Below are 25232 nucleotides of genomic sequence, written 5' to 3'. Positions count from 1 at the left end.
CCGCTCAGCTCCGCATGGCGCAGCTTCTGCAAGACGTCTTGCGTCCGAAAGGACCAATACGCTCTGGGAGGAGCTTCCATGAAGAGATGTCCCAGCCTCGTCGATGCCGGCCGCCGCAGCTTCCTGACCGGCGCCGGCCTTGCGACCGCGGGCGCCGCCGTCGTCACCGTTCTGCCGGGCCAAGCCAAGGCTGCACCTGCGGTCGCCCTGGTGAGATATCCGGCGAACCGCCTCGCCAATGTGAAGGACCTGAAAGTTAATGAGCCGCTGGACGTGGCCTATCCCGATGACGACGCGCCCGGCGTCCTTCTGAAGCTCGGGACACGCGTGGCCGGAGGCGCCGGACCCGACGGCGACATCGTCGGCTTCACCACCGTCTGCCCGCACAAGGGATTTCCCCTTTCTTACAGCACGACGGACAAGACACTGAACTGCCCCGGCCATTATTCCCGCTTCGATTGCGAGAAAGGCGGCCAGCAGATCTGGGGCCAGGCGACGCAGAACCTGCCGCAATACGCGCTGCGTGTGGACGCGAAGGGCGACATCTATGCCGAAGGCGTGGATGAGCTGCTCTACGGCCGCCTCTCCAACGTGCTCTGAGGGAGGACACCATGGCTTACAAGCGCCAGATCGGCCAATTGCCCATCATTCCCGCCAATGCGACCGTCCACAACGTCGTCTGCCACTATTGCATCGTCGGCTGCGGCTACAAGGCCTATAGCTGGGATGCGCGGTACGAGGGCGGCACAGCGCCTTCCGCCAATGCCTTCGGTGTCGATCTCTCGAAGCAGCAGCCGGCGGAGACCGCCGCCTGGTATGCGCCGTCCATGTACAACATCGTCAAGCAGAACGGGCGGGACGTGCACATCGTCATCAAGCCCGACAAGGCCTGCGTGGTGAATTCGGGCCTCGGCTCCGTACGGGGCGCGCGGATCGCCGAGATGAGCTATTCGCGCCAGCGCAACACCCAGCTCCAGCGCCTCACTGATCCTCAGGTCTGGCGCTACGGCCAGCTGCAGCCCACGAGCTGGGACGACGCCCTCGATCTCGTCGCACGCGTGACCGCCGCGGTGATCGCCGAGCAGGGTGAGGACGGAGTCTTCGTGTCCGCCTTCGATCACGGCGGCGCGGGTGGCGGCTACGAAAATACCTGGGGCACCGGAAAGCTCTATTTCGGTGCGATGAAGATCAAGAACATCCGCATCCACAACCGCCCGGCCTATAATTCGGAAGTCCATGGATCCCGCGACATGGGGGTGGGCGAGCTCAACAATTGCTACGAGGACGCCGAACTCGCCGACACCCTCGTGGCGGTGGGCACCAATGCGTTGGAAACCCAGACCAACTATTTCTTGAACCATTGGGTCCCTAATCTGCGGGGAAGCTCGCTCGACAAGAAAAAGGCCGAGTTCGGCAACGAGGCGGTGGCGAAGGCGCGGATCGTCATCGTCGATCCCCGCCGCACCGTCACGGTGAATGCCTGCGAGGTGGAGGCGGGCAAGGAGAACGTGCTCCATCTGGCTCTCAATTCCGGCACCGACCTGATCCTGTTCAACGCCTGGCTCACCTACGCGGCGGAGAAGGGCTGGATCGACAAGGCGTTCATCGCCGCCTCCACCAAGGACTTCGACAAGGCGCTCGCCGCCAACAAGGTGAGTGTGGCGGAGGCTGCCCGCGCCACTGGCCTCAGCGAGGCGGACATCGTCAAGGCCGCGACCTGGATCGCAGAGCCCAAGGCCGGCGGGGCGCGCCGACGCGCCATGTTCGCCTACGAGAAGGGGCTCATTTGGGGCAACGATAATTACCGAACCAACCAGGCGCTGGTGAATTTCGCCCTCGCCACCGGCAATGTCGGCCGACCGGGCGGCGGCTGCGTGCGCATGGGCGGCCACCAGGAGGGCTATTGCCGCCCGTCTGATGCGTTCGTCGGCCGGCCGGCCGCCTATGTGGACAAGCTGCTCATCGAGGGCAAGGGCGCCGTCCACCACATCTGGGGCTGCGATCACTACAAGACCACCCTCAACGCGATGGCCTTCAAGCGCGCCTACAAGATGCGGACCGATCTCGTAAAAGACGCCATGGCGAGCGTGCCCTATGGGGACCGAGACGCCATGGTGGCCGCCATCATGGGGGCCATCCGCAAAGGCGGGCTGTTCAGCGTCGACGTGGACATCGTACCGACCCTGATCGGCGAAGCCGCCCATGTGATGCTACCCGCCGCCACCTCCGGCGAGATGAACCTCACCTCCATGAACGGCGAGCGCCGCATGCGTCTCACCGAGCGCTACATGGACCCGCCGGGCCAGGCCATGCCCGACTGCCTCATCGCCGCGCGCATCGCCAACCACATGGAACGGGTGCTGCGCGCCGCGGGCAAGTCGGAGGCCGCCGACAAGTTCAAGGGCTTCGACTGGAAGCGCGAGGAAGACGCCTTCATGGACGGCTACGCCAAGAACGAGAAGGGCGGGGAACACGTCACCTACGACCGCTTGCGGGCGATGGGCACGAACGGTTTCCAGGAGCCAGCCACGGCCTATACGGACGGCAAGATCGTGGGCACCAAGCGTTTGTTCGCGGACGGCAAATTCAACAAGCCGGACGGCAAGGCGGTGTTCGCGGAAACGAGATGGCGCGGGCTCCAGGCGCCGGGCAAGCAGGCGGAGAAGGACAAGTTCGCCTTCCTCATCAACAACGGGCGGGCAAACCTCGTCTGGCAGAGCGCCTATCTAGACGTGGAGAACGAGCTGGTGATGGACCGCTGGCCCTACCCCTTCATCGAGATGAATCCCCAGGACATGGGCGAGCTCGGCCTCAAGAGCGGCGATCTTGTTGAAGTCTACAATGAAAACGGGTCGACACAGGCCATGGCCTATCCGACCCCCACGGCGAAGCGGAAGGAAACCTTCATGCTGTTCGGATTTCCGACCGGCGTGCAGGGCAATGTGGTGTCCGCCGGGGTCAATGAGGACATCATCCCAAACTACAAGCAGACGTGGGGCAATGTCCGCAAGATCGCCGACGCTCCCGAAGGCGTGAGGCATCTAACCTTTAAGTCGAAGGAATATCCTGCGTGACGATGCGGACTCTCGGCCGGCGTCCTGGCTGGCCGAGGGTCGGCTTATCCGTGTCGCCACACCTTCACCGACGAGACGATCAGGATCAGCGCTAGGACCGGAAGCAAGAACTGGTCGGGGACGAGGCCGAGGAGACGGCCGCCGATGAAGGCGCCAACGATGGAGCCCACCGCCATCGTGGCGACAAACACCTTGTTCCGCACAAGGGTGGAGAAGGCGCTGTCACGGCTGTAGCGAGTGAACCCGACGATCATGGTGGGCAAACTCACCGCAAGAGAAAGGCTGCCTGCGAGCTTGATATCCGCCCCGAAGAGAAGCACCAGCGTCGGGATCAGTAGCTCGCCGCCGGCCACTCCCATGAGCGAGGCGACCACACCGATAGCGAATCCCGCAATGACGCCGGCGACGATCAGCCAGGGTCCAGCAAGAAGCGCAGAAGCCGCGGTCGATCCATGCCCGAAAAGAAGGGCTCCGGCGATCAGAAGCAGCAGCGCCGCCAGGATCCGATAGAGGGCTCGCGAGCTCAAACGGGTGGCCCAGCCGGCACCGAACCAAGCGCCAATGAGGCTGCCCGCCAACAGATTGAGGATGATCGGCCAGTTCGCGGCAATCGTCGCGTAGGGCACTGTCGCCGCCCGGAACGGAAGCGCGCTGGCGACGACGACTAGGCTCATGGCCTTGTTCAGGATGACCGCCTCGAGAGCCCGGAAGCGAAACGGGCCGATAAGCAGCGGCAGTCGGAATTCCGCGCCCCCAAGCCCGATGAGCCCGCCGAGCACGCCGATCAGGGCGCCGCCGGCGAAGGCCGGCAACGGCCCCGATCGCGGGACATGATCCTGCGCGTAGTGGGCATCCGCAGGCTCCGGCGGCCGCGTATGAGGCTGGCGAGGCAGGGTTCAATTCCAAGCATGAGCGCGTACCATAGCCGGTGCCGCGCCCGATAACGATAAGAGGCAAACCAGGGGACGATCCGTGCAGCGGACCCCAAGCAATGCCCAGATTTACCCCATGTCTGCGGCGATGCAAACCATACGTAAGCGCGGCTTCTGGTTTTTCCTGAGTGAACCGCCCCGGCTTTTCCGGAGGCCCCAACTCCTGAGAGGATGGGGCTATGACGGGCAAGACGACGAACACGTTTTCGCCTGAGGTGGGTGAGCGGGCCGTGCGGCTGGTGCTGGATCACGAGGCCGAGCATCCGTCGCGCTGGCAGGCGATTGTCTCGATTGCGGCGAAGATCGGCTGCTCGGCGCACGCGTTGAACGAGGGGCTGAAGAAGGCCGAGGTCGATGCCGGCAGACGGGCCGGCCTGCCGACGGATATGGCGGCGAAGCTGAAGGCGCTCGAGCGCGAGAACCGCGAGTTGCGGCAGGCGAACGAGATCGCGCGCAAGGCCTCCGCATATTTCGCCCTGGCGGAACTCGACCGCCGGTCGAAGACATGATCGCGTTCATCGATGATCATCGCGATGCGTATGGGGTCGAGCCGATCTGCAAGGTGCCGCCGATCGCCCCATCGACCTACCATGCGCATGTTGCCCAACGGCTTGATCCGTCGAAGTGCTCGGCACGGTCAAGGCGGGATGCGGCGTTGCGGCCCGAGATCGAGCTCGTCTTCGCCGAGAACTTCGAGGTCCATGGAGCGCGCAAGGTCTGGCGACAGATGATGCGCGAGGGGTTCGACGTGGCGCGCTGCGCCGTCGAACGGCTGATGCAGGGCATGGGCCTCGCCGGTGTGATCCGCGGCAAGCCGGTCCGCACGACCATCTCGGACAAGTCGGCCCCGTGCCCGCTCGACCGTGTGAACCGGGTGTTCCATGCTCCGGCGCCGAACCGGCTCTGGCTGTCCGATTTCACCTATGTCAGCGCCTGGGCAGGCTTCGTCTACGTGGCCGTCGTGATCGACGCCAATTCCCGCCGCATCGTCGGCTGGCGGGTGAGCAGGACCGCGCATGCCAGCTTCGTGCTGGATGCGCTGGAGCAGGCCCTTCACGAGCGACGGCCCGCTCATCGCGGCGCCCTGGTGCAGCCGGGGCGGTTCACTTGGCCTCATTTCACGGGACCCGCGCGAGAAGCTCCCGTTTCGCAGGCCAAGGTGGTCCGGAGCGGCCAATGCATCCCCGGACCGGAAGCCGTCCGCCCTCAGAACTTCATCGAGAACTGGGCGGTGAAGGCGTTCTGAGCCGCGGTGGTGGCGACCTGGCCTCTATAATTGATGGAGAACTGCGCGACATTGGACAGGGCATAACCGAGCCCAGCCTCCACCAGGAACGCATCCTCCGCAATGGGCACGCCCGACACCTGGAGCGGAAGCGTGCCGCCGACGAACGACATGAGGGCGGCGGGCGTCGTGTCGCCGAAGGCATGCTGCCAGCCCAGCGTCACGCTCGGCGTCAGCTGATGCCCGAAGACATCCACCGAGGTGGCGGCCCGCACGCCCAGCGTGGTGTAGGTGGTGTTCATCGCGCTGAGGCTCGCGTCGCGAGCCGCCGCCCCGCCCGTCTCCCGGAAAGAAGCCCCTTCAATGTTGAGATAGGCCAATCCGGCGAACGGCTCGATGTCGAATGCGCCAATGGTCAGGTTATAGCCGAGCTCGCCGAACACCTGGAGGCTGCCGTTGGTATAGCCTCCGCTGACGGCATCCGAGAAGCCGGGGAAGACCACGTTCCGGTCGACCGACACATCGTGCCACGCATATGCGAGGCCACCGCGGGCCGCGACGGCGCCGAACCGGGCGCCGGCGTAGATGCCCACGTCGTAATTGTCCATGGAGCCGGACGAGGACCGGGCATCCACGTCGAAGGTGGAGCGGCTGTAGCCACCGAACACGCCGGCCCGGGCATTGTCCATGACCGCCACGTCGGCGCCGATGAGGAAGCCGCCGATGGTGTTGGAGAGCGAGGCGGCATTGCCGTCGCCGAAGGTGTTGCCCCAGCCGCCATAGCCCTGCGCCCACAAGGTGGGGGTGAGGCCCTCCCCGAGCTTGGCCGTGGCCGGGCCCTTGGTGGCGTAAGCCAGCGGCTGCGCGGCGGGCGCCGTCACGGACTGGCGCAGCCGCGCGCCCACTGCGTCGCGCACATAGACCGATTGCTGCTGGATCACCGTGTCGGCGGAGGCATAGATCTCGCCCGACAGGGCATCGAACGCCCCGGCGACCGCGTCCTGCGGTAGCTGAAGGATGGCGTCGTACACCGGGTTCCCGCTGCCCAGCGCCTGCGCCTGCGCGGCGGTGCTCCTCTCGTTCGGCGTGTGGGCCAGGGCGGTGAAGCTCACCCCGTTATAGTCGAGCGTCAGGAAGACGTTCTGGGTGTCGTAGCTGAGGGTGGGGGTGAGGAAGGCGTAGTCCGACGTGACGGACCCGAACGTTCCGGACACCGTCGCCGCAGTGGTGAGGATGGCGTAGGTGCTTTCCGGCGCATAGACGCCGGGCGCGGCCACCACGTTGACGGCGGCGTCGCTGGAGATGGTCACCGCCCCCGTGGCGGTGATGAGGTCATGCGCGCCGGCGGGGGTCACGTCCACCCGGTAGACCGAGCCGGCATTGAAGGAGACCGGCCCGTTCACGACGATGGTGCCGGGCGAATTTCCGGGCGCCACGACGCCACCCGAATTCACCTCCAGGGCTCCGACGGTGCCGTTGCCATCCAGCAGGCCGCCATCACCCACCGTGACCTGCCCGGTGACGGTGCCGCCTTCCACCTGCAGCGTCGCGCCGGTGGCCACGTTGATGTCTCCACCCAGCAACCCGGCCGTGGTGCCGTTTTCCGAGCTCACGGTCAGCATGCCCGACAGGACCGAGGTGGTGCCAGTGAAGGCGCTGTTGTCAGCGGTGAGGGTGAGCGTGCCCGCGCCAGCCTTGGTCAGGTCCCCGGTGCCGGTGAACGTGCCGGCGTACAGCGTGTTGGCGGTTTCCTCCACGGAGAGGGTCTGGCTGCCCAGAGCCACGACGCCGGACGGGCTGGAGCCGGAAAGGTTTTGGATCTGCGCGCCGGCGGTGGTGCCCGAAATGTCCAGGGTGCCATTCACGGCCACCCCGCTCGACGCAGCGATGCTGCCCATGCCGACGAGGGCGAGGGTGCCGGCGCTGATGGTCGTGGCACCGGCATAAGTGCTGACGCCCGAAAGCGTCAGGGTGCCGTCGCCCTGCTTGGACAAGCCGCCCGTGCCCGCGAGGCCGGTGGCGATGCCGACATTATAGCCGTTGGTGTCGATGAAGGCGCCGCCATCCTGGATCTGGATCTCGCCCGCGGCGAAGCCCGACAAGAAGTCCGCCTGGTTGGCGGTCGCCCTCAGCACGCCGCCGTCGAAATTCAGCGTCGCCGCTGATCCTGATTGCCGCAAGACCCGGCTGGTCGCCAGCGTCCCGCGTGCGCCATCGGTCCCGTCAAGGTTCAAGGTCCCGACCGAGGTGCTGGCGGCAGTGAGAGAAACGGACGCCGTCGTCGTCACGGTGCCGCCGTCTGCGATGGTGACCGTGCCGGTTCCCTGGCTGCCTACGGTGATGCCGCCATAGACAGTCCACAGCGAATCTGCCCCGGTCACTGTCACCGTGCCCGTCGAGCCGGAATTCTGCCCGACAGTGACAGATGATCCTGAGACCTGGCCGCCATCCGAGATGGCAAGCGAGCCGGTCCCGGAGCCGCCGACGGTTATGCGCGAGGACGTGGTCGCCCAGCTCGAGCCTTGCCCGGCCACCGTCACGGTGCCGGACGAGCCGACGCTGTTGCCGATAATGCTCGTGCCGCTTGTCATCGAGCCGCCATTGGCGATGGCGAGCGTGCCTCCATCCACCGTCAGGCCGCCGCGAATGGAAGAGTTCGTGCCGGTCAGCTCCAGCGTGCCGTCGCCCAGCTTGGTGAGCGGGCTCGAAGGGGACGTTCCCGTGACCTGGCCCGTCAAGGTCAAGGTGGTGCCGGCCGCCGTGTTGAAGAACCCGCCACCAGCGCCCATGAAGGTGACATTGCGGGCGCTGGTGAAACTTTGTGTCGTCGCCAGGGTGCCGCCAGACATGAACAGGCCGCCGGAGGCATCGCCCAGATTGGCGTCGGAAGACACTTGCAGGGTGCCGCCGTTGATGGCCGTGCCGCCCGTATAGGTGTTGGCGCCAGTCAGGATCAGCGTGCCGGAATTCTTCTTCGTCAGCTTGCCATTGCCGGAAATCACCCCCGACAGGCTGAGCGTGGTCGCGGCCGCGGTATCGATGGTGGCCGAAGATTGCAGGTCCACCGCTCGCGCGCTGGCGAAGCTGGCGGTGGTCGCCAAGGTGCCGCCCGAGAAGATGAGCCTGTTGGCGGCGTCGCCGAAGGCCTCGTCGGCGGATACCGAGAGGGTGCCCGCATGGATGTCCCAGGTCACCGTCCCGGTGGTGGCGCCGCTGAGCGTCCAGGTGGACGTGCCGGTCTTCTGGACGGTGCCGAAGCCGTTATATTGGCCACCGGCATCGAGGCCACTGACCTGGAAGGTGGCGTTGTTGGTCCCGCCGAGCTTCAGGGTGTCGTCCGTGCCGGCGTGGGAGATCGCTCCGGTGATGGTGGGAAGGACGCCGCCACTGGACGCTTGCAGCTCCAGGCTGTTGACGCCGCCGGTGAAGGCGATGGCGTCCGCCCGCGTCGTGCCGTCGCCGCTCAGGCCGCCGCTCACGGAGGCGTCCGACCCCGCCAGGATCACCGCGATGTTCGCGCCCGAAATGCCGACGCCGCCCGATCCAGGCGCGCCTATGGTGAGGTCTTGAGTGGGAACCCCATTGAAAACTGTACCCGAGACCCCGCCGTTACCTCCATAGACCTCCTTCTGGACGAGAAGGGTGACGGAGCCCGTATTGTTGAAGACCGCGACGCCGTCGCCGCCATCGCCGCCATCGCCAGTGCTGCTTGTGCCGCCGGCACCGCCGATGGTTCCTCCTGCGCCGCCGTTGCCGCCTGCGACCACCTCGGAGAGGATGATGAGGGTGTCGCCGGTCACGCTGTTGAGCGTCAGGCCGACCCCGCCGTCACCTCCGTGCCCTGCATGCGATTCAGAGGTGCTCCCGTAGCCCGTGCCGCCGGTTCCGCCGCGACCGCCGGTGATGGCGGAGGAGATGGTGATCTGATTGGAGCCGCTCAACCCTTGCAGGAAAAGCCCGCCGCCCCCATTGCCGGCGTCACCGCCGCTGATCTTCGCGCCGAAGCCACCTACGCCCCCACCTCCCCCCACGATCTCAGCGTTGGGGATCGTGGCATTGACGCCGGAGATGCCGGTGATGACGGCGCCGAAGCCGCCCCCGCCGCCCCCGCCGCCATTCGCGCCCATTCCGCCCGTTCCGCCCGCTCCGCCCAAGAGCACTCCTGTGCCCAGGTCGGTGAGCGATCCGGTGAAGCCGTTGGCGCCGCCACCGCCGCCGCCGCCGCCGGCCATCGGCGTCGTGCTGTTGCCGCCATCGGCACCGCGGGCCGCAGCCGTGCTGCCGCCCGCGCCACCCGCACCACCGCCCGCGCCGGTGGAATCGTTTGCGCCGGCGCCACCTTGGCCTCCCGGCGCGCCGCCACCGCCGCCGCCATCACCGGGGTCAACGCCATCGGCGCCGGAGCCGCCAGTCCCGAGCGGGGAAGAGCCGCCGCCTGTCGCCCCGCCGCCTCCGGATCCGCCAAAGCCGTCATTTGTCGGCGGCCGCGCCGATAGGGCAAGGGCGGGGGTCGTGGCCGGCAACGAGATGAGGACGAGGCCGGCCACGGAAGCCAGCAAGCTCCTGCGCCACGCGCATCGCGCGCCCAAACCGTTGGACGCACGAGGAGACATGAAACAATGCATCTTAACCCCCGAGCAGGGCCAAAAGGGCGCTTGGCTCTTCCATCGACATCCGGCTCGGACCTCTGAATGTGCGCCGTGACTCGCAACAGATACCTGCCAACGGGAAAGGCGAGGGCTTGAATGCAGTCGATTTTGGCCAAGCCCGCCGGCTTGGAGGCCTGGAACAGGCGCACGAACCGAATGTGAAGCCCATCGAAGGCAAAATGGGAGCCGAGCGCGAAGGCGCCCGCGGGAATCGCGCCAGGGCGCCGCACCGGGGCGCCGCACCGGGGCGCCCTGGCGCGATGTGCCGGAGCCATGGCTCGCCGCACACCGTCCCAAACCCCGGCGGCCCGCCAGCGCACGAAACGGTTTTCGAGGGTGGAATATCCTGGTTTGCCAAGGCCTTTCCCTCTTGGGGAAGGGCTCTCACAACCTGAACGGGTGTGCCAAATTCCGCGCCAAGGTTGTGTTAGGGGGTCCCGGGCGGGGACCCCTTCCACTTCAAGCTTTGATTTTATTGGGAAATTTGGTTGCGGGGGTAGGATTTGAACCTACGACCTTCAGGTTATGAGCCTGACGAGCTACCGGGCTGCTCCACCCCGCGTCAACGACCTTTAAGCCGGCGAAGCGGCCGGTCGGCGAGGCGTATGTAGCAACCCCCGTCCCCAATTGAAAGGGGAGATGTACAAAAAAGCGTCATCGATGCTGACCCTGTGGACGGCGCCCGCGCGGCGCCAGCGCCCGCCGGCGCCGATGGCCCAAGCGCGGCCTGCGGCGGCTTGGCTTCAGGCTCGGCTTCGGGCTTGGCTCCAGCTCGGCCAAGCCCGCCCCCGAACCGGCGCCGGCCAGCCGCGAAATCCCTCCGCGCCTCCGCTATCGCGCGGCGGGCGGCTCGGGCACAGTCCGGCGAACCGGCAGGCACACGCGCGCCGCGGCGCGCGTGTGCCTGCCGGCGGAGGAAACGCCGTGTCGCAGCACCAGGATACGCACGAGATCGACGCCTTGCGCGCGCTCATCGCCGCAAGCCCGCGTCCCATGAGCCTCAAGGAGCGGCGCGCGCGCATGGAGGCCATCACCTCCATCGATCCCATCCCCGCCGACATCGCCCTGACGCAGGCCGACATCGCCGGCGTGCCGGGGGAATGGTCGCTGGCGCCGGGCAGCGACGCGCGCAAGGCGCTGCTGTTCTTCCACGGCGGCGGCTATCTCTCCGGCTCGCTGAAGAGCCACCGCACCATGGTCACCGGCGCCGGCCGCGCCGCCGGCGTGCGCACGCTCGCCGTCGACTACCGCCGCGCCCCCGAGCACCCCTTCCCCGCCGCCCTGGAGGACGCCCGCGCCGCCTGGGATGTCCTCGCCGCGGAAGGCTATGGCGCGGGCGAGGTGGTGGTGGGCGGCGACAGCGCCGGCGGCGGGCTCACGCTCGCGCTCTGCCTGGCGCTGAAGGCCGAGGGCCGCCCCCTGCCCGCCTGCCTGTGGCTGGTCTCGCCCTGGACCGACCTCGCCATCACCGGCGCCAGCATCGCCGAGAAGGATGCGGCCGACCCGCTGATCCACCGCGGCTATCTGCAGGAGCTGGCCGACGCCTATCTCGCCGGCGGCACGCGGCCCGACGACCCGCGGGTGTCGCCGCTCTATGGTGATCTTGCCGGCCTGCCGCCGGCGCTGATCCAGGTGGGCACCGCCGAGACGCTGCTGGACGACGCGGTGCGCCTTGCCCGCCGCCTGGCGATCGCCGACGGGCGGGCGGTGCTCTCCGTGTGGCCAAATATGATCCATGCCTGGCCGATCTGGCACGCGCGCCTCGCGGACGGCCGCGCCGCGCTCGCGGAGATGGGGGCGTTCGTGCGCCGGCATCTGGCCTGAGGGGCCGGGCGGCCGGCCCGGCGGTGCGGCCTCAGGCGCCGCCGCCCTCGCCGCCTCCCGTCGCCTTCTTCGCCGCCGCCCGCGCATTGTTCTGCGCCTTGCGGGCCTCCCGCCCCTCCCGGCCCTCCACCAGCGCCGCCACCGCACCGTGGAGGGTGGCGAGATCCTGCTTGGTCAGGCCGAGCCGGTGGAAGATGTTGCGGATGTTGCGCGTGGTCGAGGGCTGCTTCTCGGGCGAGCGGAAGAAGCCCGCCGCCTCCAGCGCCCCCTCCAGATGGTCGAAGAAGGCGAACAGGTCCGCCTTCTCGGCGAGCGGCGAGCGCTCCGGCGCGGCGAAGGGCAGCGCGCCCGCGCTCTGCGCCTTCGCCCATTCATAGCCCGTGACCGCGACGCAGGTGGCAAGGTTCAGCGAGGCGAAGGCCGGGTTCACCGGGAGCGTCAGGATGGCGTCGCACAAGGACACCTCCTCGGTATAAAGGCCGGTGCGCTCGCGCCCGAACACCAGCGCCACCTCCCCGCCGGCGGCGAGACGCTGGCGCGCCTCGGCGACGGCGGCGTCGGCGCCGACCACGCTCTTGGCCATGCCGCGCTCGCGCGCGGTCGCCGCGAAGGCGAAATTGACGCCGGCGAGCGCCGCGCGCAGGTCGGGGTAGAGTTCGGCGGCGTCCAGGATGCGGTCGGCCCCGGCGCAGAAGATGCGCGCCTTCTCGTTCGGCCAGCCCTCGCGCGGATTGACGATGCGCAGCCGCGACAGGCCGAAATTGCCCATGGCCCGCGCCGCCGAGCCGATATTCTCGCCCAGTTGGGGCTCCACCAGGATCACCAGCGGCCCGCCGGCGGTCCAGGGCTTGGTGCTGTCGGTCCCGGAACCTGGCATCGTTTTCCTTCCCGCGCGCTCTCTCGCACGCCGGGCGGGGGAAAGTCGAGAGCCGGCATAGGGGGACGGTGGACGCGGGGGCCGGCGGATGGGGATTGCCGGCTCTGCCGGAGCCTTGCGCTGGGCCCCGGCTCGGCGTTCCGGCTGCGCCGTCGCGGGGTTGGGAAACCTCCCTCGCGTCCCGGCCGACGGGAACGGCGCGCAGCGCCGTGGACGGAGAGCCGGGACCCAGCGCAAGAGTTCGCCGAAGGCGGGCTTTATCCGCCGCAGGCGGCGCGCCAAGGGGCATTGCCGGCCGCGCCGGGGCCTCCCCTGGGCCCCGGCTCGGCGCTCCGGCTGCGCCGTCGCTGGGCCGGGGAACGGCGCCGGCTGCGCCGCCGCGGGGTCGGGCCCCCCCTCGCGCCCCGGCCGACGGGAACGGCGCGCAGCGCCGTGGACGGAGAGCCGGGGCCCAGCGCAAGAGTTCGCCGAAGGCGGGCTTTATCCGCCGCAGGCGGCGCGCCAAGAGGCATTGCCGGCTGCGCCGGGGCCTCCCCTGGGCCCCGGCTCGGCGCTCCGGCTGCGCCGTCGCTGGGCCGGGGAACGGCGCCGGCTGCGCCGCCGCGGGGTCGGGGAACGGGGGCTCCGGCTGCGCCGGAGGCACGCGGCCCCCTCTCATGCCAAAGACGGGGCGGTATGGCGCCGTTTGGCGCTTTTGCAGCGCACCGTGGCGGTGCTATAGCGGCGGCGCCGGAGGATTGCCGGCGCGACACCCGCGCCGTCTGTCGTCCCCCCGTTTCCCCAAGGCTCTCAGAGCACGCGCGAAAGGCCGTCCCATGGCGAAGATCAAGGTGGCAAATCCGGTCGTCGAACTCGACGGCGACGAGATGACCCGGATCATCTGGCAGTCCATCAAGGACAAGCTGATCCATCCCTATCTCGACATCGACCTCGAATATTACGACCTCTCGATCGAGAACCGCGACGCCACCGACGACAAGGTCACCATCGCCGCCGCCGAGGCGATCAAGAAGCACGGCGTGGGCGTGAAGTGCGCCACCATCACCCCGGACGAGGCGCGCGTCGAGGAATTCAAGCTGAAGGAGATGTGGAAGTCGCCCAACGGCACCATCCGCAACATCCTCGGCGGCGTGATCTTCCGCGAGCCGATCATCTGCAAGAACGTGCCGCGCTTGGTGCCGGGCTGGACCCAGCCGATCGTGGTCGGCCGCCATGCCTTCGGCGACCAGTACCGCGCCACCGACTTCAAGGTGCCGGGCAAGGGCACGCTCTCCATCTCCTTCGTCGGCGAGGACGGCACCAAGATCGAGAAGGAAGTCTACAAGTTCCCCGGCGCCGGCGTCGCGCTCTCCATGTACAACCTGGATGAGTCCATCCGCGACTTCGCCCGCGCCTCGCTGAATTACGGCCTGATCCGCAAGTATCCGGTCTACCTTTCCACCAAGAACACCATCCTGAAGGCCTATGACGGGCGCTTCAAGGACATCTTCCAGGAGGTGTTCGAGGCCGAGTTCAAGGCCGAGTTCGACAAGCTGGGCATCACCTACGAGCACCGCCTGATCGACGACATGGTGGCCTCCGCGCTCAAGTGGTCGGGCGGCTATGTGTGGGCCTGCAAGAACTATGACGGCGACGTGCAGTCCGACATCGTGGCCCAGGGCTTCGGCTCGCTCGGCCTGATGACCTCGGTGCTGATGACGCCGGACGGCAAGACCGTGGAGGCCGAGGCCGCCCACGGCACCGTCACGCGCCATTATCGCGAGCACCAGAAGGGCAAGGAGACCTCCACCAACTCCATCGCCTCGATCTTCGCCTGGACCCGCGGCCTGTCCCACCGCGCCAAGCTCGACGACAATGCCGCGCTGGCGAAGTTCGCGGCGACGCTGGAGAAGGTGTGCGTGGACACGGTGGAGGCCGGCTTCATGACCAAGGACCTGGCGCTCCTGGTCGGCGCCGACCAGAAGTGGCTCTCCACCGCCGGCTTCCTGGACAAGGTGTCGGAGAACCTCACCAAGGCCATGGCGGCCTGAGGCGGGGGAAGCGGCGACGGCCGCTCGAGGCCACGGCCTGATCGAGAGACGACGCCGCCGGCCCTGCCGGCGGCGTCGTTCGTTCGACTGAATGAAGACACATGATCTTGCACATCCGGGATTTGGCGGGATTTGCCGGGACCGGGTGGGATTCGGCGTGAGATCATCGGGGTTTGCCGGCATTGGCGGGCGCTTCGGCGGCGGCGGGAGCGTGTCGCGCAGGATGGCGCAAAACGGCGGCGCGGGACACTTGATCTTGCATAGGGCGGCCCGGCGGACGGCGTCGGCGCAAGAGGCTCTTAGGTGGGGCAAAGGGGCCTCTTAGAACGGCGTCCCTAATGGCTGCGCCGTCCCGTCCAGCTTGGGGTCCGGCTTGTAGACGTAGACGGTCGTGTCGATCTTATCCTTGGCGATGATGCGGTGGCCGAGCGCGCGCGCCTGGTTGCGGGCAACCTCGACCTGGTCCGGCCGAAGAAGCGAGCATGCGGTGCGCATGTTGGCGAAGTCCATCTCCTGGAGCTTCGGCGATCCCAGCGCGATCATGGTCATGTACCACTTGCACGCGGCGATCCCATCCCCCGTCACCACCACATCCGACCCCCGCCAAAGCGTGTACGCAACCACGCGCTGGGCCTCAAGGTCGCCGCGAAACGCTTTGACGTAGGCGTTTCGGAAGGCCGTCTTCTTCGCCTCGCAATCGACCAGCTTGGGATGAAGGACACACATCGAAAGCATGTGCTCGTCGGCCTCGTGCGCCGCCGCAGGTTGCATTGCAGCGAGTGCGATGCACGCGAGGAAACACGAAAAAATGAGCGCAATCAGACGCATAGGAGCCCCCTGAGGCACAAGCTTAGACTTAACAGAATACCGTTTCCGGTTGCATCATCAACCAGTGCGAGAATCGCCCCCTCTACAACCATCATGCCGAATCTTTCCTGGTCGTGGTGTCGGCGGTCGTGCGGGGCACGGTCAACTCGGCCCTTATCTGGACGGCCATCAGCTTGAGCATGGCGAGGCGCTCCGCCGGGTCGGAGCTGGCGGCCATCAGCTCGGCATAGCGCTCCATGGCCTGGCGGCCGAGGTCCACCGGCGGAATCGAGACGCCGCAGGCCTTTGCCACCCGCATGATGGTGTCCACCACCCGGCCCATCAACTCGCTGTCCGGCGGCGGACCGCCGAGTCTGCCGCCGGCTTCGAGCGCGCCGGCCTCGCCGGATTCGTCGTGAAGCGGTTCGACCGCGACCCGATCGGGCGCGGAAGCCGATTCGACGGCGTCGCCCTCAAAAATCCAGTCGAGCGAACGGCCCGTGGCCTTCGCAATGGCGGCGACAGCGCCAGCGCCTGGCATGTTCTTGCCCCCGAGCGCCCCATTGAGCGTCGACAGCGCCACACCAGCGCGCTCCGCCACGACCGCGTTTCCGCCCGCCTCGTGCACGGCTTGCCGAAGTCGGGAGCGTACGTCGGCTGGCAACCCTTTGGCTTCGGGGTTCATGGCCGGAACTCCGAAATTCGGCTGAGGTCGATATTTCGCATTTCGATCTTCGAATAAACCAATATTTCGCAGTTACTTAGCGATCATTCAGCCTTAAAGCTCACATTCCAAACTCCGAAGCGAAATTCGGGCTTGAGAAAAGCTGAAATTTCGTATTCTCTTGTGTCAGCTTCCTGACTTTTCGGCCCCGGCAGATTCGACCGAGGCCGCAGCTGCCGAGGTGGATGTTGAGCGTCCCGCAGGACTGGCATCGCGAGCAGATCAAGGCGGCGGTCCGAATGACCGGAACGACGCTGTCTGCGCTCGCGCGCAAGTCCGGCTACGAGCCGTCGAGCTTCTCGTGGGCGCTTCGCCGCCCCTGGCCGGCGATCGAGCGGATCATCGCGACCCATCTCGAACATCGGCCCCAGGACATCTGGCCCACCAGGTACGACCGCCGCGGGAGACCCCTCGCCGGCCGACGCCAGAAACCTAGCGCCCGCTCCCCCGAACGTCACCGTCAAAACGCCGAGGCCGTCTAGACATGAGCCAGAAGGTTCGCATTGCCCTGATCGACGCCGAAGACCGCCTGCGGCCGGTGGACCCGGCCCGCGCGCTCCTGATCGCGGCGGGCATGAAGGAAGAGGGCCAGAAGAGCCCGATCGAGATCCGCCCCGACCGGCGCAAGAAGGGCCGGTTCGTGCTGGTCACCGGCGGGCACCGGCTCCTGGCGGCGCAGCAGCTGGGCTGGGAGGAGATCGAGGCCGACATTCTCGACCTCGACGATGACAAGGCAAAGCTGCGCGAGATCAACGAAAACCTCTACCGCGCCGAGCTGACCGAGCTGGATCGCGCGGTGTTCATCGCCGAGAAAAAGCGCCTCTACGAGAAGCTCAATCCCGCCGCCAAACACGGCGGAGACCGCAGGTCCGATCAAGCCGCCATTTTTGGCGACTTGATGCCCCGCTTCACGGCCGAGCTGCAGGAGCGCCTCGGCTATTCCGAGCGCACCCTGCAGCGGGTGATCGCGCGGGCGAAGATCGCCCCGGACGTGCGGGCGATGCTCGCGGGCACCGCCATCGCCGACACGGGCTCCGAGCTGGACGCGCTCGTGAAGCTGCCGCCAGAGGTCCAGCGCCAGGCGGTCTCGCTCCTCCTCGACGAGGAGGCCGAGGACCGCCCGCGCAATGTGGCCGCCGCCGCCGCGATCGTGCGCGGCACGCGCCCGGCGGCGCCGACGCCCGACGAGGCCGCCCTCAAAGCTCTCCTGACCGCCTGGGATCGCGCGCCGAAAGGCGTGCGCCGCCGGTTCATCGACCAGCTCGTCGCCCAGGGCGCGCTGGCGGAAAGGACCGTCCCCGCATGACCCTCCACCCCATCCACCACGCCAACCGCCGCCTCGCCGAGGCGCGCCACGGCTGCCTCATGGTCCTCGGCGGCGTCGCCGGCGTGATGCTCTCGGGCATCCTGGTCGTCATCCTCAAGCTGCTCGTGGTGCAGTCATGAGCGAGGACCGCGCCAGGGAAGACCGCTCCTACGTGGCGGTCGCGCTCGTCCTCTCCGCGATCAGCGGCTGCGCCTTCGGCCTCCTCATCGGCGTCGTCGCCGGCCTGGCGCTCGGGGGGGGCTGGTGAACGTGGCCGCCCGCACCGCATCAAGCACCACCTGGCTCGTCTGCCGGCGCAGCACGCGCGCGCCGGCCGGATGCGTCTACTTCACAGGCGGAATCCACCTTCAGACATCGGACGGCAAGCTGATCGCCTGCCCGATGGTCTCGTTCTTTCGGGACGAAGCCAAGGAATTCGCCGACGAAGACCTTGCCCGCGTCCTTGCCTCGGCGCTCCAGGACACCAGCCCGAGCGCCTCCGACGACGACTGGCGGGCGCTGCCCGCCGCGATCTCCATGCCCATTCGGTCGCAGACCCCTCCCGGTGTGACAATCCGGTCGGCAGAGGGTGACGCGAGAGGGGCCGAGCCCGTGACCGGATTGCCGCCGGTAGGCTCGGCCTCTCCCCGATTCGACGGAGGCGCCTGAGATGGGCCGCCGCCGGACACGCCCCCACCGCGACCAGCTCGATCTGCTCTCCGACTGGCGGCCGAGCCAGCCGGTGGCGGCGTTCGACGCGGCGACGGTGCGGGGCGCGAGCCTGGCGGTGACCATCTCCAAGGGCGTGAGCCAGGCGCTCAAGGCCTCCGGCCGCAGCCGCTCCGACACGGCGCGGCTGATGAGCGAGTACCTCGACGAGCAGGTGTCAGAGGCGATGCTCAACGCCTACGCCTCCGAGGCGCGGGGCGAGCACATCATCAACGTCGTGCGCTTCGTGGCGCTGCTGCACGTGACCCAGGACCGCCGGCTCCTGGAGCTGATCGCCGCCATGTTCGACTGGGCGGTGATCGAGCGGAAGTACCTGCCCGCGATCGAAATGGCGGAGGCCATGGAGGCCCGCGCCGAGCTGGACCGCGAGATCGACGCGCGCCGGCGAGACCTCAAACGCAACGGTGTCCTGTGATGCAGGAGTGGTGGTCCCCCGCCGCCTTGGCTGCCCTTGGCCTGCCCGGCCTGCCCTCGACGGATCGCGCGATCCAGATGATGGCCGACCGCGGACGCTGGCGCACGCGCCCCGAATTTCCAGCCGACCCGAACGGTGTGTGGCGCAAGCGCGCCGCCCGCGGCGGCGGCTACGAATATCGCATCGACGTGCTGCCGCTGGCGGCGCGCTCCGCTTTGGTGATGAAGGCGGCGCCGGCGCCCACGCGGGATGAGCGGGCCGCGGCGAAGCAGCAGCTCTCCCGCGAGGAGCGGTGGCGCTGGTTCGACGGCCTGACTGAATCGAAGAAGGCCGCCGCGCGCGCCAAGCTGGAGGCGCTGCAGGCGGTGCAGTCGCTTTGCGACGCGGGCACCGATCGAGATCTCGCGGTGATGATGGTGGCCGGCCAGCTGCGGCTCACCCGGCGCACGCTCTACAATTGGGCCGCCGAGGTGCACGGCATCGCCAGGAGCGATTGGCTCGCCTTCCTGGCCCCGCACCATGCGGGGCGGCAGGTGGAGGCCGCGTGCGACGCCGAGGCGTGGGAGGCCTTCAAGGGCCTCTATCTGCGCCAGGAGCAGCCCACCGCGGCGCAGTGCTATCGCGCCCTGGAGCGCATGGCAGCCGAGCGCGGCTGGACCATCCCCTCGCGCAAGACGCTGGAGCGGCGCCTTGCCAAGCTCGACCGGGCGACCACGGTCTATTTCCGGCAGGGGCCGGAGGCTCTCAAGCGCCTCTATCCGGCCCAGCAGCGCGACCGCACGGCGCTCCATGCGCTGGAGGCCGTGAATGCGGACGGCCACAAGTGGGACGTGTTCGTGCTCTTCCCCGGCTCGAACGAGGCGACGCGGCCATGCATGACCGTGTTCCAGGACCTGTTCTCCGGCCTCATTCTGAGCTGGCGGGTGGACCGCTCGGAAAACAAGGAGGCGGTACGGCTCGCGTTCGGCGACCTGGTGGAGACCTATGGCATCCCCGACCACGTCGTCCTCGACAACGGCCGCAACTTCGCCAGCAAGTGGCTCACCGGCGGCACGGGCACGCGCTATCGCTTCAAGGTGAAGGACGAGGACCCGGCCGGCATCTTCCCGGATCTCGGGTGCGAGGTGCACTGGACGACGCCCTATAGCGGCCAGTCCAAGCCGATCGAGCGCGCGTTCAGGGACTTCTGCTCGAACATCGCGAAGGACGTGCGCCTGGCGGGCGCGTGGACCGGCAACACCATCGCGAACAAGCCGGAGAACTACGGCTCCAAGGCCGTGCCGCTGGAGACCTTCCTGGCCGTCGTGGCGGAGGGCATCGCCGAGCACAATGCCCGCCTCGGCCGCCGCACCGGCGCCTGCGCCGGCAAGCTGTCCTTCGCGCAGGCGTTCGCCGCCTCCTACCAGGTGTCGCCCATCCGCCAGGCGACGTCCGAGCAGCAGCGCAAATGGCTGCTCGCTTCGGAGCTGGCGACGGCGCGCAAGCCGGACGGCGCGGTCCACCTCTACGGCAACCGCTACTGGTGCGAGGCGCTGGTGGACCAGATGGGCCGCAAGGTTGTGGCCCGGTTCGATCCGGACGCGCTGCACACCGGCGTGCACGTCTACCGGCCGGACGGCGCCTATCTCGCCTTCGCGCCCTGCATCGAGGCGGTGGGATTTTTCGACACCCAAGCGGGCCGCGCCCATGCCCGCGCGCGGGGCGACTTCCTGCGCGGCGCGAAGATGATGGCCCACGCCGAGCGCCGTCTTCGCCCCGAGGACGTGGCGGCCATGCTCCCGCAGATCACACCGCCCGAGCCGCCCGAGGCGAAGGTGGTGCGTCCCGTCTTCGGCGTCGCTGGCAATGCGGCGCTGAAGGTCCAGCCCGCGGACCAGACAGACCAGGAGGCCACGCTCGCCGAGTTCGGCCGGGGCGTCCGGATGCTGCCGGGCGTCGCTCACATCTTCGAGCACCGAAAAGCAGACGGCGCGGAGGAGTGATCCCCCCGCGCCGTCCACATCAGCAAGCACAAGCAAGAGGACCATAGCATGAACGCCGTCACATCCGAAACGCTCTCCCCCGAGGCGATCGAAACCACCCGCGCCGAGGTGCGCCGGATCATCGCCGAGGAAGGCATTGCGCAGACCGAGATCGCGCGCCAGGCCGATATCGCCTACGGCACCTTCACCCCGTGGATGACCAACAAGTATGCCGGCGACAGCGCCAAGATCGCCGTGAAGGTGACCCGGTGGCTGGAGACCCGCCGCGAGCGCGCGCGCACCCTCGCGGTGCTGCCGGCGGCGCCGGGCTTCGTGATGACCTCCACCGCCGCCTCCTTCATGGAGACGCTGGCGTTTTCCCAGGCGACGCCTGATTTCGGCGTGATCGTCGGCGGCGCCGGTGTCGGCAAGACCACGACGATCGAGGAGTATCAGCGCCGCGCCAGTAACGTCACGATCGTGACCGGCGAGCCCTGCCACAGCTCGCCGAACAACATGCTCACCGCGATCGCGACCGAGATGGGCATCGCGGAGCGGCGCAGCAACATGATCTCCGGCGCGATCGTCGCGCGGCTGCGCGGCGCCTCGGCGCTGCTGGTGATCGACGAGGCGCAGCACCTGGACAGCAAGGCGCTCGATCAACTGCGCACCATCCACGACAAGGCCAAGTGCGGCGTCGTGGTGGCGGGCAATGAGAGCGTGTTCGCCCGCCTGCAGGGCGACGCACGCACCGCCCAGTTCGCCCAGCTCTATTCGCGGGTCGGCGCGCGCACCGTGCAGTCGCAGTCCCGCCCCAAGGACATCTGCGCCTTGATCCTGGCGTGGGGCATCGACGGCGAGAGCGACGAGGGCAAGCTCCTCAAGGTGATCGCCCGCAAGCCGGGCGCCCTGCGCGGCATGACCAAGGCGATCCGCTACGCGTCCATGATCGCGAACGGCGCCGGCGAGCCGCTCGCCTGCCGCCACATCAAGCAAGCCTGGGCGCAGCTCTCCAGCCTGCCGCTCGACGACGCGGCGTGAGGGAGGCGGCCATGAAGATCAACCTCTCCCGAATGCTGGCCGACCTGAGGGACTCCTACGGCGCCCACCAGCACACCGGCATCACCCTCACCGCCGAGGCGGTCGACAATCTCGTGCGCGGGCTCGACTGCCTCGTGCACCGCGCGCTCGTGCTGGAGGAGGCCGAGCGCCAACTCGCCGAGATGGAGGCCGTTGCCGCGGATCTCGACGTGATGGAGGCGCGTGCGGTCGCGGTGGCGGCGCCGGTCCCCGGCACGAACGTGGTGCTGCTGCCGCTGCCCGGCCGGCCGGCCGAAGGCGATGGGGGGCGGGCATGATGGACCGCTCCGAAGCCATCGCCCTGCTGCGGCGCCTCGCCGCCGCCAATGCGTGCGTGACCGAGATGGCGACCGAGGCCGGCTTGAGCCGGCACTCGGTGCGCCGGATCTGCCGCGAGGCCAGGATCGCGATTGCCCCGGTCCATCTGCGGATGGCGCGCGGCCGTGAGAAGGGCATTGAGGCATCCCGTGCCTATTCCCGCGTGCGCATCCCGCGATGGGTGCCGCGGGACCTGCGGGACGACTACCGCGATTTCGCGGCCGAGATGGGCGAGGAGGTGGCGGCGAGCCGCGTGCGCCGCCTCAAGGCGGAGGCGCGCGCATGATCGCCCCCGACGCCCTCGCCGCCTCGGTGGCGCTCGCCCGGCGGATCGCCGCAGCGCCGGCGGAAAGCTCGCTCTCGCCGCCGCGATCGGTGGAGACCAACGCCAAGCCGGTGCTCCACACCCGCGCCGCCAGCCTCGCGGTGGCGGTGTCGGTCGACCAGACCATCGCCATGGCCCGCGCGCTCGCGGCGCTCGACCAGGTGGCGCAACTGGCGGCCGAATTCCGAGTCGCACAAGACGCGGCGCTCGACTGGACCACCCGCCGGATCTCGCCCGCCGATCTCCCGCAACTGGACGCCGCAGACACCGCCGTCGAGACGGGCCGCACCCGCCTCGACGAGGCGCTCATCGCCTGCGGCTACGCCACCCTCGAAGACCAGGAGAAGACCGATGGAAACGCAGGCTGAGACCACCACCGCCGCTCCCTACGGCATCGTCGCCGTGGGCGATGAGCGGTTCTTCCGCGACACCCAGGGCCGCCTCGTGCCCGAGAGTCAGGTGAAGGCGGAGCACAGGCTCGAAGACGACACTGTCCGCAAGATCATCGACCACGCAGAACACCTGAGCGCGATGATCACCCGGTTCCGCGGGCATACCTTCGACGACGTGGAGGCCTTCATCGAGCTTCTCGGCGAGAAGTACGGCGGCAAGCGAGGAGGGGCAAAGGGCAATGTGACCCTCACCAGCTATGACGGCTGCCACAAGGTGGTCGTCGCGGTGCAGGACCAGCTTTCCTTCGGCCCCGAGCTGCAGGTGGCGAAGGGGCTGGTGGACGAGTGCATCGCCAGCTGGTCGGGCGGGGCCGAGCCCGAGCTGCTCGCCCTCGTCCAGCATGCCTTCCAGGTCGACAAAGAGGGACGCATCAACCGTGCCGCTTTGTTCCAGCTGCGGCGCCTCGACATCAAGCGCGAGCCCTGGCCGCAGGCCATGGAGGCGCTCGGCGATGCGATCCGGGTGATCGGCAGCCGGGAGTATGTGCGCTTCTACAAGCGGGACCATCCGCGCGGGCGCTGGATCGCCATCACCATCGACCTGGCTTCGGCCTGAGGGAGGTGGAGATGCCCAACATCACCATCCTCGCCGGCTCGGAGCTGGAGATCCTGGAAGACGGCGTCACCGTGCGCCTCACCATGCTGACCGCGGACAGCGACGCCGCGGACCGCCTCTTCGACATCCTCAAAGCCGGACTCGAGTCCGGCGACCTGCACCTGCGGCCGGGCAAGCCGTCCTCGGTTGAAATGACTGGGAGGGTGCAATGACGCGCGCGCGCCGCAGCGGGCAACCGCATCGCTTCGCTTTCGCCGATCGGAGGGGCGTGATCGGCTTCGGCAACCGCATGCCCGCCGGCGTCCTCCACATTGCCGACGATCCCAGCCACGAGCGCCTCTATGAGGTGGTCGAGGTGCTCGCCCGGCATGCCTATGACGGCGAAACCCTGCTCGTGCCCGGCATTCCCGAGGCCGATAACGACGACCAGGCGCTGGACGCATTGATCGCCTTCCGCGACCAGGTGGCAAAGCGGCTCACGGCGGAGCCGCGGCCATGACCCGCCAAGGCCTAGCCCTGCGGGCTCCGGACCCCGAGGTTCCGGTGCCCGCGCCGCCGCTCCCGCCGCTCCCGCCCCGGCCGCCGCGGCGGCCGGCCGAGCCCGTTCCGCCACCGCCGGGCGGCCTCATCGCGCGGCGCATCCGGATCGTGCAGGAGGTGGTGGCGGCGCATTACGGGCTCAACGCCCGCGCGCTCGCCTCCCGCACCAAGATCGGCAAGTACACCTTGCCCCGCCAGGTGGCGATGGCAGTGACGCGCCGCGTCGTCGGCCGCTCCTGGGAGGAGATTGGCGCGGCCTTCGGCGGACGGGCGCACTCCACCGTGCTGCGCTCGGTGGAACGGGTGGAGGCGCGCCAGCGCATGGGCTTGTCCGTCGCCGATGACCTGACGCGGCTGGAGGCGGAGGCTCGCGCGGCGATCCTGTCGGCGGAGCGACACCATGGCTGAGGGCCGCATCCCCTGCGCGGTGCCGTTCTGCCGGCGTACCGCCGATGCCTCGAAGTACGAGGGGCCGACGAAGATCATCTGCGGCAAGTGCTGGCGCCTCGGATCGGCAGCGGCGCGGCGCGCCTATCGGATCGCGCGTCGCCGGGAGCGCCTGCTCCTGGCGCGCTACGAGCGGGAGTGCACGAAGGCCGAGGCCACCGGCGTGGCGATCGCGTCGAAGCGGGCGCGGAAGTGGTGGCTCATCCGGCGGCACCTGGCGCGCGCCATCCACGATTCCTGGGAGCGCGTCCGGATCGAGGCGACCGAGCGCAAGGGAGGCATCGCATGATCGCCGCCGCCCCCGCCTCGTCGAAGCAGATCGGCGCCATCCACGCGCTCAAGGCGCGCCTGGCGCTCGACGACGGCAGCTACCGCGACGTGCTCCAGGCCGAGACCGGAAATCGCTCGGCCAAGGGCCTGTCCTCTGCGGAGGCCTGGCGCGTCATGGAGCGGCTCAAGGGCCTCGCCGGCGGCCGTTCGGAGCCGGCGCCGGCGAAGCCTGCGGCGGAGGGCGCGCAGCGCCTGGAAGGCCCCTACGCGGCCGTCTGCCGGGCGCTCTGGCTGGCGGGCTACAATCTCGGCGTCGTGGGCGACCGCACGGACCGGGCGCTGGTGGCGTTCGTGGCGCGCCAGACCGGCGTCGACCACCTCAACTGGGTGCGCGACGGCGCCGACGCCAAGAAGGCCATAGAGGCGCTCAAGAGCTGGATCTCGCGCGAGGCCGGCGGCGTCACCTGGGACGTGCCCGCCGAGCGGCTCAAGCGGTGGGGCTACAGTCTCCCGCGCTGGCGCAAGCTGGCCGTGATCGGCGCCCAGGCGCGCAGGCTCGCCGAACTGGGCGAGCACGAGACGGCAGCCCGCGCCACGCTCGCCACCCTCGACGAGCCCGGCCTCGACCAGCTTTCCGCCGACCTCGGCCGCCGGCTCCGGAAGGCGCTGGCGCGGCGGGAAAAGCGATGAG

26 protein-coding genes, 1 tRNA gene, 1 pseudogene and 1 other annotated feature are annotated in these 25232 nt (G+C 68.7%); of the genes and pseudogenes, 22 read left to right on the top strand and 6 right to left on the bottom strand.

What is annotated here, in order from left to right; translation table 11 throughout:
- Window positions 1–78 precede the first annotated feature (78 nt).
- Window positions 79–600, top strand: a complete 522-nt coding sequence (locus tag ABLE88_RS16940) for an arsenate reductase (azurin) small subunit (RefSeq protein ID WP_348832866.1) — start codon at window positions 79–81, stop codon at window positions 598–600.
- An 11-nt stretch (window positions 601–611) separates the two neighbouring features.
- The gene (locus ABLE88_RS16935) at window positions 612–3074 is read left to right on the top strand and encodes an arsenate reductase (azurin) large subunit (protein WP_348832865.1); all 2463 of its coding nucleotides are present in this window, start codon (window positions 612–614) and stop codon (window positions 3072–3074) included.
- Between the two features lie 44 nt (window positions 3075–3118).
- On the opposite strand, the gene ABLE88_RS16930 is transcribed toward ABLE88_RS16935, so the two are convergent.
- Window positions 3119–3886: a sulfite exporter TauE/SafE family protein gene (locus tag ABLE88_RS16930; RefSeq protein WP_348832864.1), complete on the bottom strand. Its 768-nt coding sequence runs from the start codon at window positions 3884–3886 to the stop codon at window positions 3119–3121.
- Between the two features lie 299 nt (window positions 3887–4185).
- Between ABLE88_RS16930 and ABLE88_RS16925 the strand changes: the two are divergent.
- Window positions 4186–5096 (top strand): annotated as a pseudogene (locus ABLE88_RS16925) (IS3 family transposase); the annotation flags it as partial.
- Window positions 4470–4586: a sequence feature (AL1L pseudoknot), on the top strand. It overlaps the preceding pseudogene by 117 nt.
- A 116-nt stretch (window positions 5097–5212) precedes the next feature.
- Here ABLE88_RS16925 and ABLE88_RS16920 read toward each other — a convergent pair.
- Both ABLE88_RS16920 and ABLE88_RS16915 read right to left on the bottom strand, forming a co-directional pair.
- Complete coding sequence (locus ABLE88_RS16920; protein WP_348832863.1) at window positions 5213–9778, bottom strand: autotransporter domain-containing protein; 4566 nt, start codon at window positions 9776–9778, stop codon at window positions 5213–5215.
- Window positions 9779–10365: 587 nt separating this feature from the next.
- Window positions 10366–10442, bottom strand: a tRNA-Met gene (locus ABLE88_RS16915).
- 431 nt (window positions 10443–10873) lie between these two features.
- Between ABLE88_RS16915 and ABLE88_RS16910 the strand changes: the two genes are divergently transcribed.
- On the top strand, window positions 10874–11704 hold the full coding sequence (locus tag ABLE88_RS16910) for an alpha/beta hydrolase (protein ID WP_348832968.1): 831 nt from the start codon (window positions 10874–10876) through the stop codon (window positions 11702–11704).
- Window positions 11705–11735: 31 nt separating this feature from the next.
- Here the strand turns inward: ABLE88_RS16910 and ABLE88_RS16905 are convergent, their stop codons facing one another.
- The gene (locus ABLE88_RS16905; protein ID WP_348832862.1) at window positions 11736–12581 is read right to left on the bottom strand and encodes an RNA methyltransferase; all 846 of its coding nucleotides are present in this window, start codon (window positions 12579–12581) and stop codon (window positions 11736–11738) included.
- A gap of 815 nt (window positions 12582–13396) precedes the next feature.
- On the opposite strand from ABLE88_RS16905, the gene ABLE88_RS16900 reads away from it, so the two are divergent.
- Entirely contained in the window at window positions 13397–14611 is a 1215-nt protein-coding gene (locus tag ABLE88_RS16900) for an NADP-dependent isocitrate dehydrogenase (protein WP_348832861.1), read from the top strand.
- Window positions 14612–14932: 321 nt separating this feature from the next.
- Here the strand turns inward: ABLE88_RS16900 and ABLE88_RS16895 are convergent, their stop codons facing one another.
- The gene (locus ABLE88_RS16895) at window positions 14933–15439 is read right to left on the bottom strand and encodes a hypothetical protein (RefSeq protein WP_348832860.1); all 507 of its coding nucleotides are present in this window, start codon (window positions 15437–15439) and stop codon (window positions 14933–14935) included.
- Between the two features lie 91 nt (window positions 15440–15530).
- Window positions 15531–16103: a hypothetical protein gene (locus ABLE88_RS16890; protein ID WP_348832859.1), complete on the bottom strand. Its 573-nt coding sequence runs from the start codon at window positions 16101–16103 to the stop codon at window positions 15531–15533.
- Between the two features lie 227 nt (window positions 16104–16330).
- Between ABLE88_RS16890 and ABLE88_RS16885 the strand changes: the two genes are divergently transcribed.
- Genes ABLE88_RS16885 through ABLE88_RS16805 form a run of 17 tightly spaced genes read left to right on the top strand, consistent with a single transcriptional unit; the run spans window position 16331 to window position 25231 of the window.
- Window positions 16331–16624, top strand: coding sequence for a helix-turn-helix domain-containing protein (locus ABLE88_RS16885; protein ID WP_348832858.1), 294 nt, complete (start codon window positions 16331–16333; stop codon window positions 16622–16624).
- A gap of 2 nt (window positions 16625–16626) precedes the next feature.
- Window positions 16627–17448, top strand: a complete 822-nt coding sequence (locus ABLE88_RS16880) for a ParB N-terminal domain-containing protein (protein WP_348832857.1) — start codon at window positions 16627–16629, stop codon at window positions 17446–17448.
- Complete coding sequence (locus tag ABLE88_RS16875; protein ID WP_348832856.1) at window positions 17445–17588, top strand: hypothetical protein; 144 nt, start codon at window positions 17445–17447, stop codon at window positions 17586–17588. The genes ABLE88_RS16880 and ABLE88_RS16875 overlap by 4 nt, the downstream gene beginning before the upstream one ends.
- Window positions 17585–17716 carry a hypothetical protein gene (locus tag ABLE88_RS16870; RefSeq protein WP_348832855.1) on the top strand — a complete coding sequence of 44 codons (132 nt, stop codon included), beginning with the start codon at window positions 17585–17587 and terminating at the stop codon, window positions 17714–17716. Before ABLE88_RS16875 ends, ABLE88_RS16870 begins: the two co-directional genes overlap by 4 nt.
- Window positions 17713–18117: a hypothetical protein gene (locus tag ABLE88_RS16865; protein WP_348832854.1), complete on the top strand. Its 405-nt coding sequence runs from the start codon at window positions 17713–17715 to the stop codon at window positions 18115–18117. The genes ABLE88_RS16870 and ABLE88_RS16865 overlap by 4 nt, the downstream gene beginning before the upstream one ends.
- 1 nt (window position 18118) lies before the next feature.
- Complete coding sequence (locus ABLE88_RS16860; RefSeq protein ID WP_348832853.1) at window positions 18119–18592, top strand: DNA transposition protein; 474 nt, start codon at window positions 18119–18121, stop codon at window positions 18590–18592.
- Complete coding sequence (locus ABLE88_RS16855) at window positions 18592–20574, top strand: transposase domain-containing protein (protein WP_348832852.1); 1983 nt, start codon at window positions 18592–18594, stop codon at window positions 20572–20574. The genes ABLE88_RS16860 and ABLE88_RS16855 overlap by 1 nt, the downstream gene beginning before the upstream one ends.
- 48 nt (window positions 20575–20622) lie before the next feature.
- Window positions 20623–21594, top strand: coding sequence for an AAA family ATPase (locus ABLE88_RS16850; RefSeq protein WP_348832851.1), 972 nt, complete (start codon window positions 20623–20625; stop codon window positions 21592–21594).
- A gap of 11 nt (window positions 21595–21605) precedes the next feature.
- On the top strand, window positions 21606–21911 hold the full coding sequence (locus ABLE88_RS16845) for a hypothetical protein (protein WP_348832850.1): 306 nt from the start codon (window positions 21606–21608) through the stop codon (window positions 21909–21911).
- Window positions 21908–22237 (top strand): hypothetical protein, encoded by a 330-nt coding sequence (locus tag ABLE88_RS16840; protein WP_348832849.1) that lies wholly within the window; start codon window positions 21908–21910, stop codon window positions 22235–22237. The genes ABLE88_RS16845 and ABLE88_RS16840 overlap by 4 nt, the downstream gene beginning before the upstream one ends.
- Window positions 22234–22644: a hypothetical protein gene (locus ABLE88_RS16835; RefSeq protein ID WP_348832848.1), complete on the top strand. Its 411-nt coding sequence runs from the start codon at window positions 22234–22236 to the stop codon at window positions 22642–22644. The genes ABLE88_RS16840 and ABLE88_RS16835 overlap by 4 nt, the downstream gene beginning before the upstream one ends.
- On the top strand, window positions 22628–23284 hold the full coding sequence (locus tag ABLE88_RS16830; protein ID WP_348832847.1) for a DUF3164 family protein: 657 nt from the start codon (window positions 22628–22630) through the stop codon (window positions 23282–23284). The genes ABLE88_RS16835 and ABLE88_RS16830 overlap by 17 nt, the downstream gene beginning before the upstream one ends.
- A gap of 11 nt (window positions 23285–23295) precedes the next feature.
- Window positions 23296–23496 carry a hypothetical protein gene (locus tag ABLE88_RS16825; RefSeq protein ID WP_348832846.1) on the top strand — a complete coding sequence of 67 codons (201 nt, stop codon included), beginning with the start codon at window positions 23296–23298 and terminating at the stop codon, window positions 23494–23496.
- Entirely contained in the window at window positions 23493–23783 is a 291-nt protein-coding gene (locus ABLE88_RS16820; protein WP_348832845.1) for a hypothetical protein, read from the top strand. The genes ABLE88_RS16825 and ABLE88_RS16820 overlap by 4 nt, the downstream gene beginning before the upstream one ends.
- Window positions 23780–24232 (top strand): helix-turn-helix domain-containing protein, encoded by a 453-nt coding sequence (locus tag ABLE88_RS16815; RefSeq protein WP_348832844.1) that lies wholly within the window; start codon window positions 23780–23782, stop codon window positions 24230–24232. The genes ABLE88_RS16820 and ABLE88_RS16815 overlap by 4 nt, the downstream gene beginning before the upstream one ends.
- The gene (locus ABLE88_RS16810) at window positions 24225–24560 is read left to right on the top strand and encodes a hypothetical protein (RefSeq protein ID WP_348832843.1); all 336 of its coding nucleotides are present in this window, start codon (window positions 24225–24227) and stop codon (window positions 24558–24560) included. Before ABLE88_RS16815 ends, ABLE88_RS16810 begins: the two co-directional genes overlap by 8 nt.
- On the top strand, window positions 24557–25231 hold the full coding sequence (locus tag ABLE88_RS16805) for a regulatory protein GemA (RefSeq protein WP_348832842.1): 675 nt from the start codon (window positions 24557–24559) through the stop codon (window positions 25229–25231). The genes ABLE88_RS16810 and ABLE88_RS16805 overlap by 4 nt, the downstream gene beginning before the upstream one ends.
- Window position 25232 lies beyond the last annotated feature (1 nt).

The organism is Xanthobacter luteus, from assembly GCF_040049235.1.
Lineage (GTDB): Bacteria > Pseudomonadota > Alphaproteobacteria > Rhizobiales > Xanthobacteraceae > Xanthobacter.
Note: the sequence above shows the minus strand (reverse complement) of the source record. Positions and strands in the feature narration are given on the sequence as shown.

Bases quoted from the DNA above. Each gene is read 5' to 3' on its own strand.
- ABLE88_RS16825 (WP_348832846.1), top strand. From the start codon at position 23,296: ATGCCCAACATCACCATCCTCGCCGGCTCGGAGCTGGAGATCCTGGAA.
- ABLE88_RS16875 (WP_348832856.1), top strand. From the start codon at position 17,445: ATGACCCTCCACCCCATCCACCACGCCAACCGCCGCCTCGCCGAGGCG.
- ABLE88_RS16900 (WP_348832861.1), top strand. From the start codon at position 13,397: ATGGCGAAGATCAAGGTGGCAAATCCGGTCGTCGAACTCGACGGCGAC.
- ABLE88_RS16905 (WP_348832862.1), bottom strand. From the start codon at position 12,581: ATGCCAGGTTCCGGGACCGACAGCACCAAGCCCTGGACCGCCGGCGGG.
- ABLE88_RS16910 (WP_348832968.1), top strand. From the start codon at position 10,874: ATGAGCCTCAAGGAGCGGCGCGCGCGCATGGAGGCCATCACCTCCATC.
- ABLE88_RS16855 (WP_348832852.1), top strand. From the start codon at position 18,592: ATGCAGGAGTGGTGGTCCCCCGCCGCCTTGGCTGCCCTTGGCCTGCCC.
- ABLE88_RS16835 (WP_348832848.1), top strand. From the start codon at position 22,234: ATGATCGCCCCCGACGCCCTCGCCGCCTCGGTGGCGCTCGCCCGGCGG.
- ABLE88_RS16840 (WP_348832849.1), top strand. From the start codon at position 21,908: ATGATGGACCGCTCCGAAGCCATCGCCCTGCTGCGGCGCCTCGCCGCC.
- ABLE88_RS16895 (WP_348832860.1), bottom strand. From the start codon at position 15,439: ATGCGTCTGATTGCGCTCATTTTTTCGTGTTTCCTCGCGTGCATCGCA.
- ABLE88_RS16890 (WP_348832859.1), bottom strand. From the start codon at position 16,103: ATGAACCCCGAAGCCAAAGGGTTGCCAGCCGACGTACGCTCCCGACTT.
- ABLE88_RS16870 (WP_348832855.1), top strand. From the start codon at position 17,585: ATGAGCGAGGACCGCGCCAGGGAAGACCGCTCCTACGTGGCGGTCGCG.
- ABLE88_RS16820 (WP_348832845.1), top strand. From the start codon at position 23,493: ATGACGCGCGCGCGCCGCAGCGGGCAACCGCATCGCTTCGCTTTCGCC.
- ABLE88_RS16815 (WP_348832844.1), top strand. From the start codon at position 23,780: ATGACCCGCCAAGGCCTAGCCCTGCGGGCTCCGGACCCCGAGGTTCCG.
- ABLE88_RS16880 (WP_348832857.1), top strand. From the start codon at position 16,627: ATGAGCCAGAAGGTTCGCATTGCCCTGATCGACGCCGAAGACCGCCTG.
- ABLE88_RS16850 (WP_348832851.1), top strand. From the start codon at position 20,623: ATGAACGCCGTCACATCCGAAACGCTCTCCCCCGAGGCGATCGAAACC.
- ABLE88_RS16860 (WP_348832853.1), top strand. From the start codon at position 18,119: ATGGGCCGCCGCCGGACACGCCCCCACCGCGACCAGCTCGATCTGCTC.
- ABLE88_RS16845 (WP_348832850.1), top strand. From the start codon at position 21,606: ATGAAGATCAACCTCTCCCGAATGCTGGCCGACCTGAGGGACTCCTAC.
- ABLE88_RS16935 (WP_348832865.1), top strand. From the start codon at position 612: ATGGCTTACAAGCGCCAGATCGGCCAATTGCCCATCATTCCCGCCAAT.
- ABLE88_RS16810 (WP_348832843.1), top strand. From the start codon at position 24,225: ATGGCTGAGGGCCGCATCCCCTGCGCGGTGCCGTTCTGCCGGCGTACC.
- ABLE88_RS16805 (WP_348832842.1), top strand. From the start codon at position 24,557: ATGATCGCCGCCGCCCCCGCCTCGTCGAAGCAGATCGGCGCCATCCAC.
- ABLE88_RS16830 (WP_348832847.1), top strand. From the start codon at position 22,628: ATGGAAACGCAGGCTGAGACCACCACCGCCGCTCCCTACGGCATCGTC.
- ABLE88_RS16940 (WP_348832866.1), top strand. From the start codon at position 79: ATGAAGAGATGTCCCAGCCTCGTCGATGCCGGCCGCCGCAGCTTCCTG.